The sequence below is a fragment of the Achromobacter sp. CF-sbj1-Ac2-l genome (assembly GCF_052698165.1).
Window position 1 is genome coordinate 5,465,414 of record NZ_CP199855.1, and the last position, 15,363, is coordinate 5,480,776.

Consider the following 15,363-nt stretch of genomic DNA (forward strand, 5'->3'; position numbering starts at 1 on the left):
CTCATGCGCATCCTGGTCAACATCGACGTGCCCGATCTCGAGGCGGCCATCGACTTCTACCGCCGCGCCTTCGGCCTGGCGCTGCATCGCCGCCTCGGTCCCGGGGCCGCCGAAATGCTGGGCGCGTCGGCGCCGATCTACCTGCTGGAAAAGGCCGCCGGCACGCCCGCCGCGAGCGCCGCGCGGCAAGCGCGCGACTACGCCCGCCACTGGACGCCGGTGCATCTGGATGTGGTGGTCGACGACGTCGACAGCGCTGTCGAACGGGCAGTGGCGGCGGGCGCCACGCTGGAGGATGCCCCGGTATCGCACGACTGGGGACGCATCGCCCACCTGAGCGATCCGTTCGGTCATGGCATCTGCCTGCTGCGGTTCCTGGGCCAGGGCTACGACGCGCTGGCGGCGGGCGCGCTACGCGACGTGCCGGTCACTCCCGCGGATTTCGAAGCCCTGCTGGCCATCCGCATCGAGGCCATGCGCGAGAGCCTGGAACGCCTGGGCCGGTTCGACCCCGAGCGGGCCCGCGCGCGCCTGCGCGATACCTTCCGGCCGGATCACACCTGGATCATCGAGCGCGACGGCGCGCGTGTCGGCTTCTACGCGCTGCGTCCGGACGGCGACGGCCTGCGGCTGGATCATCTGTATGTGGTGCCCGCGGCGCAGGGGCTGGGGGTGGGCGGCCAGGTGCTGGGCCGCTTGCTGCAGGATGCCGACCGGCGCGGCCTGCCGGTCAGCGTGGGCGCGCTGCGCGGCAGCGACTCGAACCGCTTCTATCGCCGCCACGGCTTCGCGCAGGTGTCGGAAAGCGAATGGGACATCGAATACCTGCGCCCGGCGCCAGGGCGCTCCTGACGGGCGTTCAGGCATGGCGGGGCGCGCCGGGCGGCGCCCCCCCGCGGCTGACGATCAGGTGCGCGGCAACGTCACGCCGCGCTGGCCCTGGTACTTGCCGCCACGGTCGGCGTACGAGGTCTCGCAGATCTCGTCGCTTTCCAGGAACAGCATCTGCGCGCAGCCTTCGCCGGCGTAGATCTTGGCGGGCAGCGGCGTGGTGTTCGAGAATTCCAGCGTGACGTGGCCCTCCCATTCGGGTTCCAGCGGCGTCACGTTGACAATGATGCCGCAGCGGGCATAGGTGCTTTTGCCCAGGCAGATCGTCAGCACGCTGCGCGGGATGCGGAAGTATTCGACCGTGCGGGCCAGCGCGAACGAGTTGGGCGGGATGATGCAGACATCGCCCTTGAAGTCCACGAACGAGCCTTCGTCGAAGTTCTTGGGATCGACGATGGTGGAATTGATGTTCGTGAAGATCTTGAATTCGTCGGCGCAACGCACGTCGTAGCCGTAGCTGCTGGTGCCGTAGCTGACGATGCGCCCGCCATTGGCCGTGCGGACCTGACCCGCTTCGAAGGGTTCGATCATGCCGGCTTCGGCCTGGCGGCGGATCCAGCGGTCGCTTTTGATGCTCATGGTGGCGAGAGTGCTTGGGGAAATGGAATGGGCGTCATTTTATCCCGAGCGCGCCGCCCCGTCCCCGAACGGGAACGGAACGGCCACGGGCGTCAATCGCCGAAGAAGGTGCGGTACACGAGCGCGATGCCGTTGACCGAGCCGCCCTTCAGGTCCAGCGACAGGCCGCGCGCCAGCCGGTAGCTGGCGCGGCCGACCGTGTCACTGCCCGCCAGCGCCTGCTCGACGCTCAGCGTGATGCCGTTGGCGAACGACTTGCTGGCCACCAGGAATTGCGTCGCCAACTGGCTGTCGCTGTCGCGGTTGACGTCGCCGGCCACGGTGCGGTCGGGCAGGATGCTGCCCGAGCTGCCCAGGTTGCCGGTGCGCACGCTGACGTCGTCCAGCCCGAACTGCTTGTAGAAGGGCTGGCCGCCGCCCAGCAGCGCCGTGCCCACCGACAGCAACAGCGCGGCGTCGCTGCCGCTTTCGTCCGGGCCCCGGCCCAGCAGCAGCCACGACAGCTTCTCGACGTCGCTGACGTCAGGGTACGACACCAGGTCGATACGCGGACGCTGGGCAGTGCCCACCACTTTTACGCCCGCTTCGACCTGCTCGCCGGTGCGCAGCGCCTCGATATCCAGCAACGGGTTGTCCAGGCGGCCCTGGAAGGTCAGCGTGCCGCGCCGCAGCCGCAGCTTCTGGCCATAGGCCTCGATGCCGCCGCCTCGGGTGCGCAGCGCGCCCACGCCGGTCAGGCGGCCGTCGTTCAGCAGGATCTGGATCGACCCCAGCAGGCCGGCGTCCAGCCCCATGCCGGTGATGTAGAAGCGCGGCCCCATGTCGAACTTCAGGTTCATGCTGGTCTGCAGCGGCGTCGACACGGTGCCGGGGTCGTCGCCCGCGCGGCGCACCTTGACGTCGTCGTCCAGCGACGGCACGCCCTGCAGGATCTCCAGGCTGAACCAGCCGGCGTCCGCCTTCAGGTCGCCGACGATGTCGATGCGCGGCATCGCGGCGTTCAGGTCGACGGTGCCGGAGACCATGGCATAGCGGTCGGAGCGCTGCAGCGCCGGAAAGCGGTACAGCGTCAGGCGCACGTTGCCGCCGCCGTCGATCAGGTTCCATTGCCCCTTGGCCTCGGCATAGCCGCCCTTGGCCTCGGGGTTGGTGGTGATCCATTCCTTGGTGCGCCATTCGGCCGGCATCACGCGCAGCGAGGCCGGGAAACGCAGGCTGTCGAGCACCAGCTTGTCGCCGTCCAGCCGCGCAGCCAGCGTGCCGTCGATCAGGCGCACGCCGTCGTCGATGCGCACCACGCGCAGCTTGTCGCCGCGGATCGCGCCGCTGGCGCTCCACTTGCCGCTGAGCGTGCCCTGGGCTTCCAGGTTGGCCTTGACCTGGCCGCCGACCTCCATGGAGTCGCCGACGAACAGGCCGACCCAGGCCAGATCGGTGATATCCGCATCCAGCCTGGCGCGGATCGGCTGGCGCGGATCGAGCGCCATGCCGCCCTTGGCGTCCACCGCCAGCACCGCCGTGCCATTGCCGGCGATCTTGCCCATCTTGTCGGTGGCCAGGTCCAGCTTGGCGTCCAGCCGGCTGGCGTTGGCCGAGGTCGGCGTGGCGGTCAGGTCCAGCACCAGCGCCTTCACCCCCAGCGGCACCGGCGGATCGCCCGGAATCAGCAGATCGCCATCGCGCCGCGCGATGCGGGCGCGGCCGGCCAGGCGGCCGTCGAATTTCAGGTCCCAGGACGCGTCCAGCGCGATGCGGCGCTGGCTTTCCGCCACCGTAGCATTGACGCGCTTCGGTCCTTTGTTCATCTTGGCCGCGGCCTCCGGGTCGACGGCGGCGATCACCTGCCGCGCCATCGCGGCGGTGATGACCAGGTTGTCGGCCTGGCCGGCGGTTTCCCAGCGCTTGGCGTCGCCGCGCGAGCCCTTGTGCGCGATCGCCAGTTTTTCCTTACCCGGCAGGGCCACCCCCAGCACGGTCTGCCCCACCTGCCACTGCCATTGCGGCGCCACCGCCGCCGGCAGGTAAGACAGCGTCACGGGCCGGTCGACCGAAACGGTGAAGCCGGCGCTGTCGGCCGTCAGGCGCGAAACCGTGCCGCGCCAACCGGTCAGGGCGGCGTCGGCCGCCCCCGCCGCGCCTTTGCCCCAACCGCCAGCGAAGGCGAGCGTGGCCTGGGCCCGCGATTCGCCCAACACACCGGGGCGCGGCTTGGGCGGGTTGTAGCCGGCGGTGATCTCGGCCTTATGGGCGGCGATGGTGCCGCCGAGCTTGCCCTTGAGGTCGGCGCCGCCCGGAATGCCGGGCCAGAATGCATCCAATTGCGGCGCCTGCGCGTCCAGCGTCAGCGCGCCGTCGGCCCCGCCGATCTCGCCCTGCGCCCGGATCCGGTTGGAACCCAGCTTGAGATCGACGTCCAGACCGTGGATGCGCAGTCCGGCCAGCAGATCCGCGGCGGGTGTAGCGGCGTCGGGCTTGACGGCGGCATCGGGCGCATCGGCGGCGGGCCTGACCGCGGCCTCGGGGGCTCCCGGCGCGGCATCTGGGCCCGACGCCACGGCGCTGGCGCTGGCCTGCGGGCCGGTGGCGGGCGCGGCGATATCCACCTGGGCCTTGACCGCGCCCGCCAGCGCCTGCTTGTTCCAGCGCGCGCCGTCTTCGAAGCGCAGGTCGATCGCGGCCTGGCGCAACTGGCTGAGGTTCTCGAACTCGGCGCTCAACTGCGCGCTGGCGCTGACGATCGCCGGCGGAATCGCGTCACCCAGCCAGGGCGACAGGTCCAGGCGCCGGGCCCCCACGGTGCCGACGATGCGGTCGCGGCCCGGCTGGCCGTCCACCGCCCGCAGGTCCAGGCGCGCCGACAGCGTCGACTGGTCCGGCAGCCGCGCCTCGGCCCGCGCGCTGCGCAGCACCAGCGGCGTGCGCGGCGCCAGATCGGCCATCACCTCCAACGCCAGGCCGGCGCCGGTGCCATCCAGCTTGGCCTGGATGCCGTCCAGCGAGCCCGCCGCATCGGCCTGCAACATCACCTGGCAGGCCGGCGCCGGCGGGCCGACGAACGCATCCGTGGTCTTGGCCGGGGCGCCCTCAGGCGGCGTGGCGGAGGACGGCTTGGCGCCTGCGGCGGCGGCCTTGGCGGTTTCCCCCTTGGCCTTGCCGGCCCGGGGCTTGGCCGCCTCGGACGCCTTGGGCCGCTCCTCTTGCGGTTTCGCGGGTGGCGCGAACTTGCCGCTCAACTGGTCGGCCTGGCACAGCGGCGACGCCGGCCCCGATCCGCGCGCCATCACGTCCAGCCGCGCGGCGAACGGCCAGGGGTCGGCCAGGCCCTGCAGTTCGGCTTGCCCGCTCAACTGCGCCTGGCCGATCTCATGGCCCACGCGCAGATTGGCGATGCGTAGCTGCGCGCCCTGTTTGCCGGCCGCGAACGTGGCGCTCAGGTCGCCCAGTTCGACCGGCAGCGGTTGGCCGTCCTGCAGCAGATGGAATTCACCCAGCGCCAACCGGTCCACCGCAATGTCCACCGGCAGCGCCGGCAGGCTGAAGGGTTCTTCGGGCTTGTCATCGGCCGGCGCGTCCTCGCTGGCGGTCAGGCCGATCTCGACATTCGTGGCCGAGAGTTCGCGCACATGCAGCAGCCGGTTGCCCAGCGCGCGCCAATGCACGCTCAGGCGCAGGTCGCTGATGCCGATACGCGTGCCACTGATGTTCAAGTCGAGCCGCCCGACGTCCAGCCCGCGCAAGACCGAGCCGCGCACGTCCAGCGCCTGGCCGTCCAGTTGCTGGGCGGCGGTGGTCAGCAGCAGGCGCGATCCGGTCTGCGAGGCCAGCAGCCAGAACACGAAGCTGCAGGCCAGCACGGCCAGCATCGCCAGCCCGGGCAACCACCAGACCAGCACATGGCGCAGGAACCGGCGCAGCCCCGTCAAAACGCGATCCCCAGCGAGAAGTGCAGGCGCAGGTCGCGCTCGCGCTGGCCGTAGGCCACGTCCAGGAACAGCGGGCCGGCCGGCGTGCGCACCCGCGCGCCCACGCCGTAGCCGACCGCCAGCGACATGTCGCCGAACGACTGCGCCGCGTCGCCCGCATCGACGAACACGCCCATGCCCCAGCGTTCGTTGAAGTAATGGTCGTACTCGATGCTGCCGACCACCAGCGTGGGCGCCCCCACGATGGCCTTGTCGCGCTTGAGGCCGATGCTCTGGTACTTGTAGCCGCGTATCGAACGCGCGCCGCCGGTGCGGAAGCCGAAGTCGTCCGGCACCTGGACATTGCCGTTGGCCCAGACGCGGCCGACCTCGCCGCGCACGGTCAGCACGTCCAGCTTGCCGATCGGCCACCACTTCTGGGCACGGAAACGCGCTCGGGTGTAGGGCTCGCCGGTATCCAGCGTCACGCCCACGCCGCCGCCCAGCGCGATCAGGTTGCCCTCGCGCGGATCGTACTTGTTGTCCACGTCGCGCCGCAGCCACTCGCCGGTGGCGGTCAGCGTGGGCAGCGAATATTCGTCGCCGCCGTCGATCTTGACGTCATCGTGCGCCAGCAGCAGGCCCCAGCGGGTTTCGTAGGTGACCCGGCTGTCGCCGGCGCCCTGGCGCTCCTGGCTGCGGGTGGCGCCCAGGGCATAGCGGGTCACCGCCAGGCCCTGGATGTCGGAATGCTGCGCCAGCACCCCGACGGAATCCTTGTAGCCGCGCTCGGTCGGGGGCAGCAGGATGTCGGTGTAGACGCGCTGCTGCAGCCGGTCCACGCTGAACCCCGACTCCATTGTCACAGGCTGGCCGAACACCACGTTCTGGCGGTAGAGCGATTCCAGCCGCACGCCGGCTTCGTCGTCGACGCCGATCGAGGCCGAAAAACGCTTGGGCGGCGCCTCGACCACGCGCACCTGCACCGGCAGCGTCACCTCGCCGTCGGAATCGTAGGCGGGCGGCGCCGGCGGCATGGCGCCGGACACCACCGGATCGCCCGCAGGCGCGGCCTCGGCGGCGTTGGCCGCGCCCGGCGCGCGGGCCCGGTCGGACAATGGCTCCGTCGTCTGCGCGTCGCTGCCCGGCTGCCGCAACGCCACGAAGGCGCCGCGAAAAAAGGCCGTGGACTGCAGGTCCTGCTGCCATTCGTCCAGGCGGTTCTGGTCATAGGGCGAACCCGGCGAATAGCGCACGTAGCGGGTGATGAGCTTGGGCGGCACCCGCTCCAGGCCCTCGGTGCTCAGTTCGCCCATGCGCACCTGCGGCCCGCTGTCGATGGTGACGCGCAGGGCGGCCGAGGCCGTGTCGGCCTGCACGTCGGCCTCGGAGGCCGTCATGCGGGCCAGCATGAAGTCGCGCACCGAGGTCTCGTCCAGCAGGGTGGACTTGGCCTTGTTCCAGTCGGCGTTGATGAACGGCTGGCCCGGCTTGAGCAGCCAGTCGTCGCGCAGCTTCTGCACGCGCTGCGCGTATTCCGGCCGCGTGATGCGGCCGGTGAAGGTCAGGTCGACCGACGACACCGTGGTGCGCTTGCCCGGCACGATGCCGATATCCCAGGTTTCGCCGCCGATGTCGGTCCCTGCCTCGAGCGTGACGGTGGGCGAGAAGTAGCCCTGGGTGGCCAGCGCGGCCAGCGTGGCGTCGCGGGCGCGGCGGCGCAGGCGGTTGATTTCGCCGCCGTCCTGGTCTTCAGCCAGGCGCGCGATGGCGCCCACCGCCTCGGTGATCGCCTGCAGCGCCGCCGGCGGCACGCCGCCGGGGTCCACGATGATTTCCGGGCGCTTGGCCACCGCCTCGCCCGCCACTACGCAAAGTCCAGCCAAGAAGGCCCGGGCCGCCCACCGCATGCGTTACGACGGCTGCTGCACGACGATGGACGGGAATTTCCCGGCCATGTCACGGGGCAGCGCCGCAACGCCGGCCGCGAGTTTACGGGCGATGGCGCGGTACAGGCCCGCCGCTTCGCTGCCAGGATCGGCCACCACGGTGGGGGTGCCGGCGTCGGTCTGCTCGCGGATCGCCAGCGTCAACGGCAGGCTGCCCAGCCAGGGCGTGCCGTACTGCTCGGCCATGCGCTGGCCGCCGCCTTCGCCGAAGATGTGCTCGGCATGGCCGCATTGCGAGCAGATGTGAATGGCCATGTTCTCGACCACGCCCAGGATCGGCACCTCGACCTTCTGGAACATGCGCAGGCCCTTGCGCGCGTCCAGCAGCGCGACATCCTGCGGCGTGGTGACGATGACCGCGCCCACCACCGGCACCTTCTGCGCCAGCGTCAGCGCCACGTCGCCGGTGCCCGGCGGCATGTCGACGATCAGGTAGTCCAGGTCGCGCCAGTTGGTCTGGCGCAGCAATTGTTCGAGCGCCTGGGTCACCATCGGGCCGCGCCAGATGGCGGGCGAGTCGGCATCGATCAGGAAACCGATGGAGTTGGCCTGCAGGCCATGGCCGGTCAGGGGCTCCATGCTTTTGTTGTCCAGGCTCTCGGGACGGCCCGAGACGCCCAGCATGGTCGGCACGCTGGGGCCGTAGATGTCGGCGTCCAGCAGGCCGACCTTGGCGCCCTCGGCGGCCAGGGCCAGCGCGAGGTTCACGGCCGTGGTGCTCTTGCCCACGCCGCCCTTGCCGGAGGCGACCGCAATAATGTTGCGCACATTGGGCAGCGGCTTGAGCCCCTTCTGCACGGCATGCGCGGCCACCTTCCAGGACACGCTCACCTGGGCGCCGGGCGCGCCGGCGGCGGCCAGCGCCGCCACGGCGATCTCGCGCACCTGGTCGCGGACGGCGTCGGCCGGATAGCCCAGTTCCAGCGCCACGGCGACGCGGCCGCCATCGATCTGGATGTCACGATCTCTTACAGATACACCCAGGTCCAGGCCGGTATTGGGGTCGTGCGCGGCGCGCAGGGCGGCGCGCAGGTGTTCTATCGTTATACTCATGTCACTATGGTTCCGTAGGCAGCGCGGCGTCTGCGGGCCGCCATCCCCTAAAGGATAGCGGATACACGGGAACCTTTCGCTGCGTTTTGCATCCGACCTTCATGACCAATACTCTTATCCGCTTCTTCCGAGCCGTCTTATTCGCCGCCCTGGCCCTGATCGGCATGGCAATGGCGCTGGTCTTCATGCTGTCCACGGCGATCGCCGTGGCGATCCTGTACGTGGTCGCCAAGGTGCGCGGCAAGCCTTTCGGCGTGCGCGCCTACTGGAGCCAGCGCCAGGGTGCCCGTCCGGGCCCGTTCCAGTCCGCCACCGCCCCGTTCGCCACGCAGCCGCGCGGCGACGTGATCGACGTCGAGGCCCGCGAGATCCGCTGAGCGCGGCATCGCCGGCGCCCGCCGCCTCCCGCGGCGGCCCGCGCCGCGCACTCGTGGCCGAACGACCGGCTCGCTGTTCCCCAACCCGCCTGGCGCCCGCGTGCGCGACCGGCGGGTTGTGTCGTTTCAAGGGGCCCGTCCCCCGCCCTGCGGGCGCATCGCCGCCATTGCCCTAAAATGGCCGGCCAACCCATTTTTCCCCTCAACCTCGACCGACAACCATGTCTCGCACCCTCTTTGTCACCACTGCGCTGCCCTACGCCAACGGATCCTTCCACATCGGCCACATCATGGAGTACATCCAGGCCGACATCTGGGTTCGTTCGATGCGAATGGCGGGCCACACGGTGCACTTCGTGGGCGCCGACGACGCGCACGGCGCGCCGATCATGCTGAAGGCCGAGAAAGAAGGCATCACGCCGCAGGCCCTGGTGGCGCGCTACGCCGCCGAGCGCCCGCAGTACCTGAACGGCTTCCACATCCGCTTCGACCACTGGCACACCACCGATTCGCCCGAGAACGTCGCGCTGTCGCAGGACATCTACCGCGCGCTCAAGGCGCAAGACCTGATCGAGACCCGCTCCATCGAGCAGTTCTACGACCCGGTCAAGGGCATGTTCCTGGCCGACCGCTACATCAAGGGCGAATGCCCCAAGTGCCACGCCAAGGACCAGTACGGCGATTCGTGCGAGGTCTGCGGCGCCGTCTACGCGCCCACCGACCTGATCAATCCGTACTCGGCCCTGACCGGCGCCACGCCGGTGCTGAAGTCGTCGGATCACTTCTTCTTCAAGCTGTCGGATCCACGCTGCGTCGAATTCCTGCAGCAATGGACCACCGGCAGCAACGCCCACGGCGGCAAGCACCTGCAGCCCGAAATGCTGGCCAAGACCCGCGAATGGCTGGGCGCCGAGGACGGCGAGGCCAAGCTGGGCGACTGGGACATCTCGCGCGACGCGCCCTATTTCGGCATCGAGATCCCGGACGCGCCGGGCAAGTACTTCTACGTCTGGCTGGACGCGCCGGTGGGCTACCTGGCCTCGCTGAAGTCGTACTGCGCGGTCAAAGGGCTGGACTTCGACGCCCTGCTCGACCCGGCCGGCAGCACCGAGCAGGTCCACTTCATCGGCAAGGACATCGTCTATTTCCACGCGCTGTTCTGGCCCGCGATGCTGAAGTTCGCCGGCCGCAAGACGCCGGACGCGGTCAATGTGCACGGCTTCATCACCGTCAGCGGCGAAAAGATGTCCAAGAGCCGCGGCACCGGCATCTCGCCGCTGCGCTACCTGGAACTCGGCATGAACGCCGAGTGGATGCGCTATTACATCGCCGCCAAGCTGAACGCCCGGGTCGAGGACATGGACTTCAACCCCGAGGACTTCATCGCCCGCGTCAACAGCGACCTGGTCGGCAAGTACGTCAACATCGCCAGCCGCGCCGCCAGCTTCATCACCAAGCACTTCGACGGCAAGCTGGCCTATGCGGGCGACACCGCCGCGCTGTCGGCCGAATACGCCGCGCAGGCCGAGTCGATCCGCGCCGCCTTCGAGGCGCGCGAGTACAACCGCGCCATCCGCGAGATCATGGCCTACGCCGACCGCATCAACCAGGCGTTCGACACGGCCCAGCCGTGGGTGTTGGCCAAGGGCATCGCCACCGCCGACGAGGCGCAGAAGGCCGCGCTGCAGGACATCTGCTCGCGTTCGCTGGCCGGCTTCAAGGCCCTGTCGGTGATGCTGGCGCCGGTGCTGCCGGCCCTGGCCGAGCGCGTCGCGCGCGAACTGTTCGCCGCCGAGGCCGACTTCACCTGGGCCGACGCCGCCGTGCTGCCGCAGCGCGTGGCGCCGTTCAAGCACCTGATGCAGCGCGTCGAGCCGCAGATGCTGGAAGACCTGTTCGAGCCGCCCGCCGCCCCCGCCGTGATCCCCGGCGGCGAGCCGCTGGCCGAGACCATCTCGATCGACGACTTCGCCCGCGTCGACCTGCGCATCGCGCAGATCGTCAACTGCGAGCACGTCGAAGGCTCGACCAAGCTGCTGCGCCTGACGCTGGACGTGGGCGAAGGCCGCCACCGCAACGTCTTCTCCGGCATCAAGTCGGCCTACCAGCCCGAAGACCTGATCGGCAAGCTGACCGTCATGGTCGCCAACCTGGCGCCGCGCAAGATGAAGTTCGGCGTCTCGGAAGGCATGGTGCTGGCCGCCAGCCATGCCGACGAGGCGGTGGACGCCGGCATCTACGTGCTGGAGCCGTTCCCCGGCGCCAAGCCCGGCATGCGCGTGCGCTGATCCGCACACCCGAGCCATGCGAAAAAGCCCGCAATCTGCGGGCTTTTTTTCATGCGGCGGCGGCGCGCCGGTCCTCGCGGGACGGAATCAATCCTTGCTCGGCGCCAGCGCCGGGTCGAGCGAAATACGTTCGTCGAACACGAAGCACTTGCCGTCGAACCCCGGGCCGCCGGTTTCCTCGAAGTACTTGAGGATGCCGCCGTCGAGCTGGTAGACGTTGTCGATGCCGGCTTCGTTCATGTAGATGGCGGCCTTCTCGCAGCGGATGCCGCCTGTGCAGAAGCTGACCACGGTCTTGCCTTCCAGCTCGGCGCGATGCGCCTGCACCGCCGCCGGGAACTGCGTGAAGCGGTCGATGCGCCAGTCGATGGCGTCGCGAAAGGTGCCCTCGTCGACTTCAAAGGCATTGCGCGTATCCAGCATGACCACCGGACGGCCGCTGTCGTCGGTCCCCTGCTCCAGCCAGCGCGCCAGCGTCTTCGCATCCACACCCGGCGCGCGGCCGGCCTCGGGCCGGATCGCCGGGTGGTTCATGCGGATGATTTCGCGCTTGATCTTCACCAGCAGCTTGCGGAACGGCACTTGCGCACTGTGGCTGAACTTCACTTCCAGGTCGGCGAAGCGGGCGTCGCCGCGCAAGCCGCGCAGGAAGGTCTCGATGCCATCGGCGGCGCCCGCCAGGAACAGGTTGATGCCTTCCTCCGCCAGCAGGATGGTTCCCTTCAGGCCCGCCGCCCCGGCCTCGGCCAATAGCCGGGCGCGCAGCTCGGGCAGCGCGTCCAGCGAGACGAATTTGTAGGCGGCGATATTGACGACGGAAGACATGGCAAAGCGGGGCAAAAAACGGCGAAGGCCGTAATAGTAATCGCTGCCCCGCGCGGCCCGCTTGTCGCGGGTCAAGCGCGGGCCCCGCCCTCCCGGCTCAGCGCCGCACGATTTCCTGTTCCACCACCGTATCCAGCACCCAGCGCAGGCCCGAGGCGTCGGCCGGCGGATTCGGGTCCCGGACCTCGACCACGCGCAGGCGATAGCGGATGCCGGGCTGGAAATTGAAGCCGGTGATGTCGCCGTACCAGAGCTGCCACGGCTGCGTCGGCGTGTCGCGCACCTGGTAGCACATGGCGCGGCCGGCGCCGGCGTTGCACGGCACGCGTTCGGCGTTGACGTAGACCAGCTTGGTCGCGCCCACCTGGCCGCCGGCGACCGGATCGAGACGGCGGCCAAAATCCAGCGTGTCGCCGTTGCTCAAGGCCCAGGTCATGCGCTGCGGATTGCTGGTGTTGTCGAACGAGGTGGCGGTGATGCGCGTCAGGCCGGCCAGGAACTCCTGTTCGAGCTTCATGTTGACCGGCGCGCAGGCCTTCATCGTCGCCACGGGGTTGGACGGGATGATCAACTGGCCGTTGGCGACGGTGTAGGGCGCGCTGTAGGTATTGCAGCCGGCGAAACCGGTGGCCCGCGTGGCGCCCTGGTCATGGATGAAGCCGATGGTCAGCGGCACCGAATTGGAGGACGGATGCGGGATCTCGCGCAGCGCGCCGCCGGGGCGGGTCCAGCGCGCCAGGTCCCAGTTGGTCTGCGCCAGCACGTCGGAGGCGGCGGCCGGCTGGAAGCGCGGGTCGCGTCCGTCGGCGGTGCGTGGCGGCGCCGCGCAGGCCGCCAGCGTCAGGCCGAGCGCGCAAGGCGCGATCCAGCGCCAGGAAGTGGACAAGAACATGCAAATCTCTCCCGCAAGAAACCAGGATGCGCGCCGCGGCGCGCCCGCCGGGCAGCCGGCAGCGCCAATTGTAGGCGCGGCACGGCCGCCCGCCCGGCGCCGGAAAACATACTGAAACACCTGCACATTCCCTGGAGGTCACGGGAAGGGCGCGGTTGCCTCGGTCCGCTCCGGGGCGCCATCCACGTCCTGGACGGGCGCCACGCACGGGATCCGGCGTCAGGGCGTCGGCGGGTCCTGGCGCCGCTCGAATTCCAGCACGTCGCCACCACGCAGGTTGAAGGTCAGGTGGCGCGGCGCGCCGCCGCTGTCCAGCGTGAACGTGTCGATCGCGCCCAGCCCGCGCAGGTAGTCGCTTTCGAGCGCGGCGCGGGCCGCCGGCACGCACGCCATGCGCGTGGCGGCGGGCGCGTCGATCGCCAGCTTGCCGCTTTGCAGCTTGTAGCTGCCCATGTAGCGATTGCAGCCCGAAAAGCCTTCGACCCGGTATTGCTTGCCCTGCGCCAGGAAGGTCAGGCGGATCGGCTCGCCGTTGTCGCCATGCGGAATCTCGCGCAGGGCGCCGCCGGACTGCGTCCAGCGCACCAGCTCCCAACTGGTCTGGGCCAGTGAATCCGCGCTGCTGGCCGCGTTGGCGGCGGCGGCGCCCTCGGCGCGCGCGCCTCCGGTCGATCCGGCGCAGCCGGCCAGCGCCATGGCCAGCATTCCGGCGCCGACCAGGCGGCAAGGCGTAGACAGGAAGGTAAACATGGACAGCACTCCTGAAAAGACACAGCCTCGACTGTAACCGCATGGGCCCAGCACGTCCCGTGCCCTCCTCCCGACAGCCGAATCCCAAAGCTGCACGCGGGGCGAGGCGCGTTACGCCGCGCGCTGGAAGGGGTGCATCGTATGCCGCATGGCGGCGGGCCGCCGTGGCGCGCAGAATCGGCTGACGCCTCGCGCCCGGCCGGCAACGGCCCGGCTGACGACCAAGACAATTTCCGGAGACACGGCGATGGGCATGCTGAGAACTTTGCTGGCGCTGTCCGTCGTCCTGGATCACCTGGGCGGCGGCGCGACCGACTGGCTGGTGGGCGGGCGCCTCGCGGTGCAGCTTTTCTACGTGATATCGGGCTTTCTGATCTCCTATGTGCTGACCGCCACTGACCACTACCGCGACGCGCCCGGCCGGTTCTACGCCAACCGCGCGCTGCGCCTGTACCCGATCTACCTGGCCGTGGCCGTATTGACGCTGCTGGCCTATGCCGTCGGCGGCGAGGGGTTCTGGCGCGTTTACGACGGCCTGCCGCTGGCCGCCACGCTGTTCCTGGCGCTGTCGAATCTGTTGATCCTGGGCCAGGACTGGCTGATGTTCTTCGGTATCGACCACGGCGCGCTGGCCTTCACCGGCAGCTTCGCCCGCAGCGACGTGCCGCTGTACCAGGGCCTGCTGGTGCCGCAGGCCTGGACGCTGGGCGTCGAGATGAGCTTCTACCTGATCGCCCCCTTCGTGCTGCATTCGCCCCGGCGCCTGCTGGTCCTGCTGGCGGCGTCCCTGGCGCTGCGCGTGGCGCTGATCGCCAGCGGCATCGGCCTGAGCGACCCGTGGACCTACCGCTTTTTCCCCACGGAACTGGCGCTGTTCCTGGCTGGATCGCTGTCGCACCAGATGCTGCTGCCGCGCTGGCAGGCCTGGAGCCGCCGCGTCGCCTGGCTGCCCGAGCTGGGCACCGGCCTGCTGACGCTGTACGTGCTGGTGCATTTTTCGATCGGCATGCCGCATACGCTGCGCGACGGCCTCGCGGTGCTGCTGTTCGCGGCGCTGCTGCCGCTGGCCTTCCTGTTCCAGGCGCGCCATCGGCTGGACAAGGCCATCGGCGAACTCAGCTACCCGATCTACATTGGCCACGCGCTGGTCATTCTTTTTTTCGGCTGGCTGCTCGACGGCGCGCAACTGCGCCAGCCCGCCATGTTCACGGCCCTGGTGGTGACCGGCTGTATCGGCTTTGCCGCGTTGCTCAACAGCCTGATCGCCGATCCGGTGGAACGCCTGCGCCGGCGCCTGCGCACGACGCAGCCGCCAGCGGCGCCGGACGCGGGCAACGCGCCCGAAGCGGCGCGCAGGAAAACGCCGCGACGGCGCGCCGCCGCCACCGCCGTGGGGACTATTCGCCGCGCGCCTTGATGTAAGCCGCCAGCACCTGTTCGATCTGGCGCTTTTCCTGTTGGCTCAGGCGCGCATAGGTCGCGTACGACACCGTCTCGAACGGCCAGGGCGGCTGCTCGGGATGATTGCTCGCATTCATGGCGGGCTCGGCATAACCGGGGTTGAGCATCGGCCCTTCGCCGGTGCTGAGCCACATGGGATTGACCCGCAGCGCTCGCGTCAGCTTGATGAGCGCGTCGCTGGAGGGCTGCTGGCGTTGGCCGCTCTCATAGTTGCCGATAGCGCTTTGCGACAGGTTGCTCGCGACCGCCAAGTCTTTCTGTGTCCATCCCTGAAGCATTCTTGCAGTGCGCAGACGATGGCTAAACGTGTCCAATCGATCAACCTGAGACATTAATATGAATTTATTTATTTGATTAAAACATCTCAATACTGCCGCCAAAGAAAGGGATTACACC

Annotated in this window: 12 protein-coding genes; 4 read left to right on the forward strand and 8 right to left on the reverse strand. The window is 69.4% G+C overall.

All coding sequences use genetic code 11. The features are described 5' to 3' along the window. Positions 1-3 precede the first annotated feature (3 nt). On the forward strand, positions 4-852 hold the full coding sequence (locus ACUDCK_RS25025) for a VOC family protein (RefSeq protein ID WP_064528607.1): 849 nt from the start codon (positions 4-6) through the stop codon (positions 850-852). A gap of 54 nt (positions 853-906) precedes the next feature. Here ACUDCK_RS25025 and dcd read toward each other — a convergent pair whose 3' ends face one another. The 4 genes from dcd to apbC all read right to left on the reverse strand — a co-directional run bounded on the left by dcd (position 907) and on the right by apbC (position 8,374). Then, positions 907-1,470 (reverse strand): dCTP deaminase, encoded by a 564-nt coding sequence (gene dcd / locus ACUDCK_RS25030; RefSeq protein WP_006385856.1) that lies wholly within the window; start codon positions 1,468-1,470, stop codon positions 907-909. 92 nt (positions 1,471-1,562) lie between these two features. After that, positions 1,563-5,393 (reverse strand): translocation/assembly module TamB domain-containing protein, encoded by a 3,831-nt coding sequence (locus ACUDCK_RS25035; protein WP_064528609.1) that lies wholly within the window; start codon positions 5,391-5,393, stop codon positions 1,563-1,565. Next, positions 5,390-7,282 (reverse strand): autotransporter assembly complex protein TamA, encoded by a 1,893-nt coding sequence (locus ACUDCK_RS25040; protein WP_144655559.1) that lies wholly within the window; start codon positions 7,280-7,282, stop codon positions 5,390-5,392. The genes ACUDCK_RS25035 and ACUDCK_RS25040 overlap by 4 nt, the downstream gene beginning before the upstream one ends. Before the next feature lie 3 nt (positions 7,283-7,285). Beyond that, positions 7,286-8,374 carry an iron-sulfur cluster carrier protein ApbC gene (gene apbC, locus ACUDCK_RS25045; protein ID WP_054500638.1) on the reverse strand — a complete coding sequence of 363 codons (1,089 nt, stop codon included), beginning with the start codon at positions 8,372-8,374 and terminating at the stop codon, positions 7,286-7,288. Between the two features lie 101 nt (positions 8,375-8,475). Here apbC and ACUDCK_RS25050 point away from each other — a divergent pair, with 101 nt between their 5' ends. Both ACUDCK_RS25050 and metG read left to right on the forward strand, forming a co-directional pair. Further along, on the forward strand, positions 8,476-8,751 hold the full coding sequence (locus ACUDCK_RS25050; RefSeq protein WP_006226181.1) for a hypothetical protein: 276 nt from the start codon (positions 8,476-8,478) through the stop codon (positions 8,749-8,751). A 221-nt stretch (positions 8,752-8,972) separates the two neighbouring features. Then, positions 8,973-11,039, forward strand: coding sequence for a methionine--tRNA ligase (gene metG, locus ACUDCK_RS25055; protein WP_054500637.1), 2,067 nt, complete (start codon positions 8,973-8,975; stop codon positions 11,037-11,039). A gap of 87 nt (positions 11,040-11,126) precedes the next feature. On the opposite strand, the gene ACUDCK_RS25060 is transcribed toward metG, so the two are convergent. From ACUDCK_RS25060 to ACUDCK_RS25070, 3 genes are all read right to left on the reverse strand, one after another. Further along, positions 11,127-11,864, reverse strand: coding sequence for a sulfurtransferase (locus ACUDCK_RS25060; RefSeq protein WP_175167053.1), 738 nt, complete (start codon positions 11,862-11,864; stop codon positions 11,127-11,129). A 97-nt stretch (positions 11,865-11,961) separates the two neighbouring features. Then, positions 11,962-12,756, reverse strand: a complete 795-nt coding sequence (locus ACUDCK_RS25065; protein WP_175167052.1) for an META and DUF4377 domain-containing protein — start codon at positions 12,754-12,756, stop codon at positions 11,962-11,964. Positions 12,757-12,975: 219 nt separating this feature from the next. Continuing rightward, positions 12,976-13,506, reverse strand: coding sequence for an META domain-containing protein (locus ACUDCK_RS25070; protein ID WP_054500634.1), 531 nt, complete (start codon positions 13,504-13,506; stop codon positions 12,976-12,978). Positions 13,507-13,759: 253 nt separating this feature from the next. On the opposite strand from ACUDCK_RS25070, the gene ACUDCK_RS25075 reads away from it, so the two are divergent. Next, the gene (locus tag ACUDCK_RS25075) at positions 13,760-14,923 is read left to right on the forward strand and encodes an acyltransferase family protein (protein WP_338077841.1); all 1,164 of its coding nucleotides are present in this window, start codon (positions 13,760-13,762) and stop codon (positions 14,921-14,923) included. On the opposite strand, the gene ACUDCK_RS25080 is transcribed toward ACUDCK_RS25075, so the two are convergent. Then, positions 14,904-15,245 (reverse strand): helix-turn-helix domain-containing protein, encoded by a 342-nt coding sequence (locus ACUDCK_RS25080; RefSeq protein ID WP_054500632.1) that lies wholly within the window; start codon positions 15,243-15,245, stop codon positions 14,904-14,906. The two genes, ACUDCK_RS25075 and ACUDCK_RS25080, sit on opposite strands and share 20 nt — an antisense overlap. Positions 15,246-15,363 lie beyond the last annotated feature (118 nt).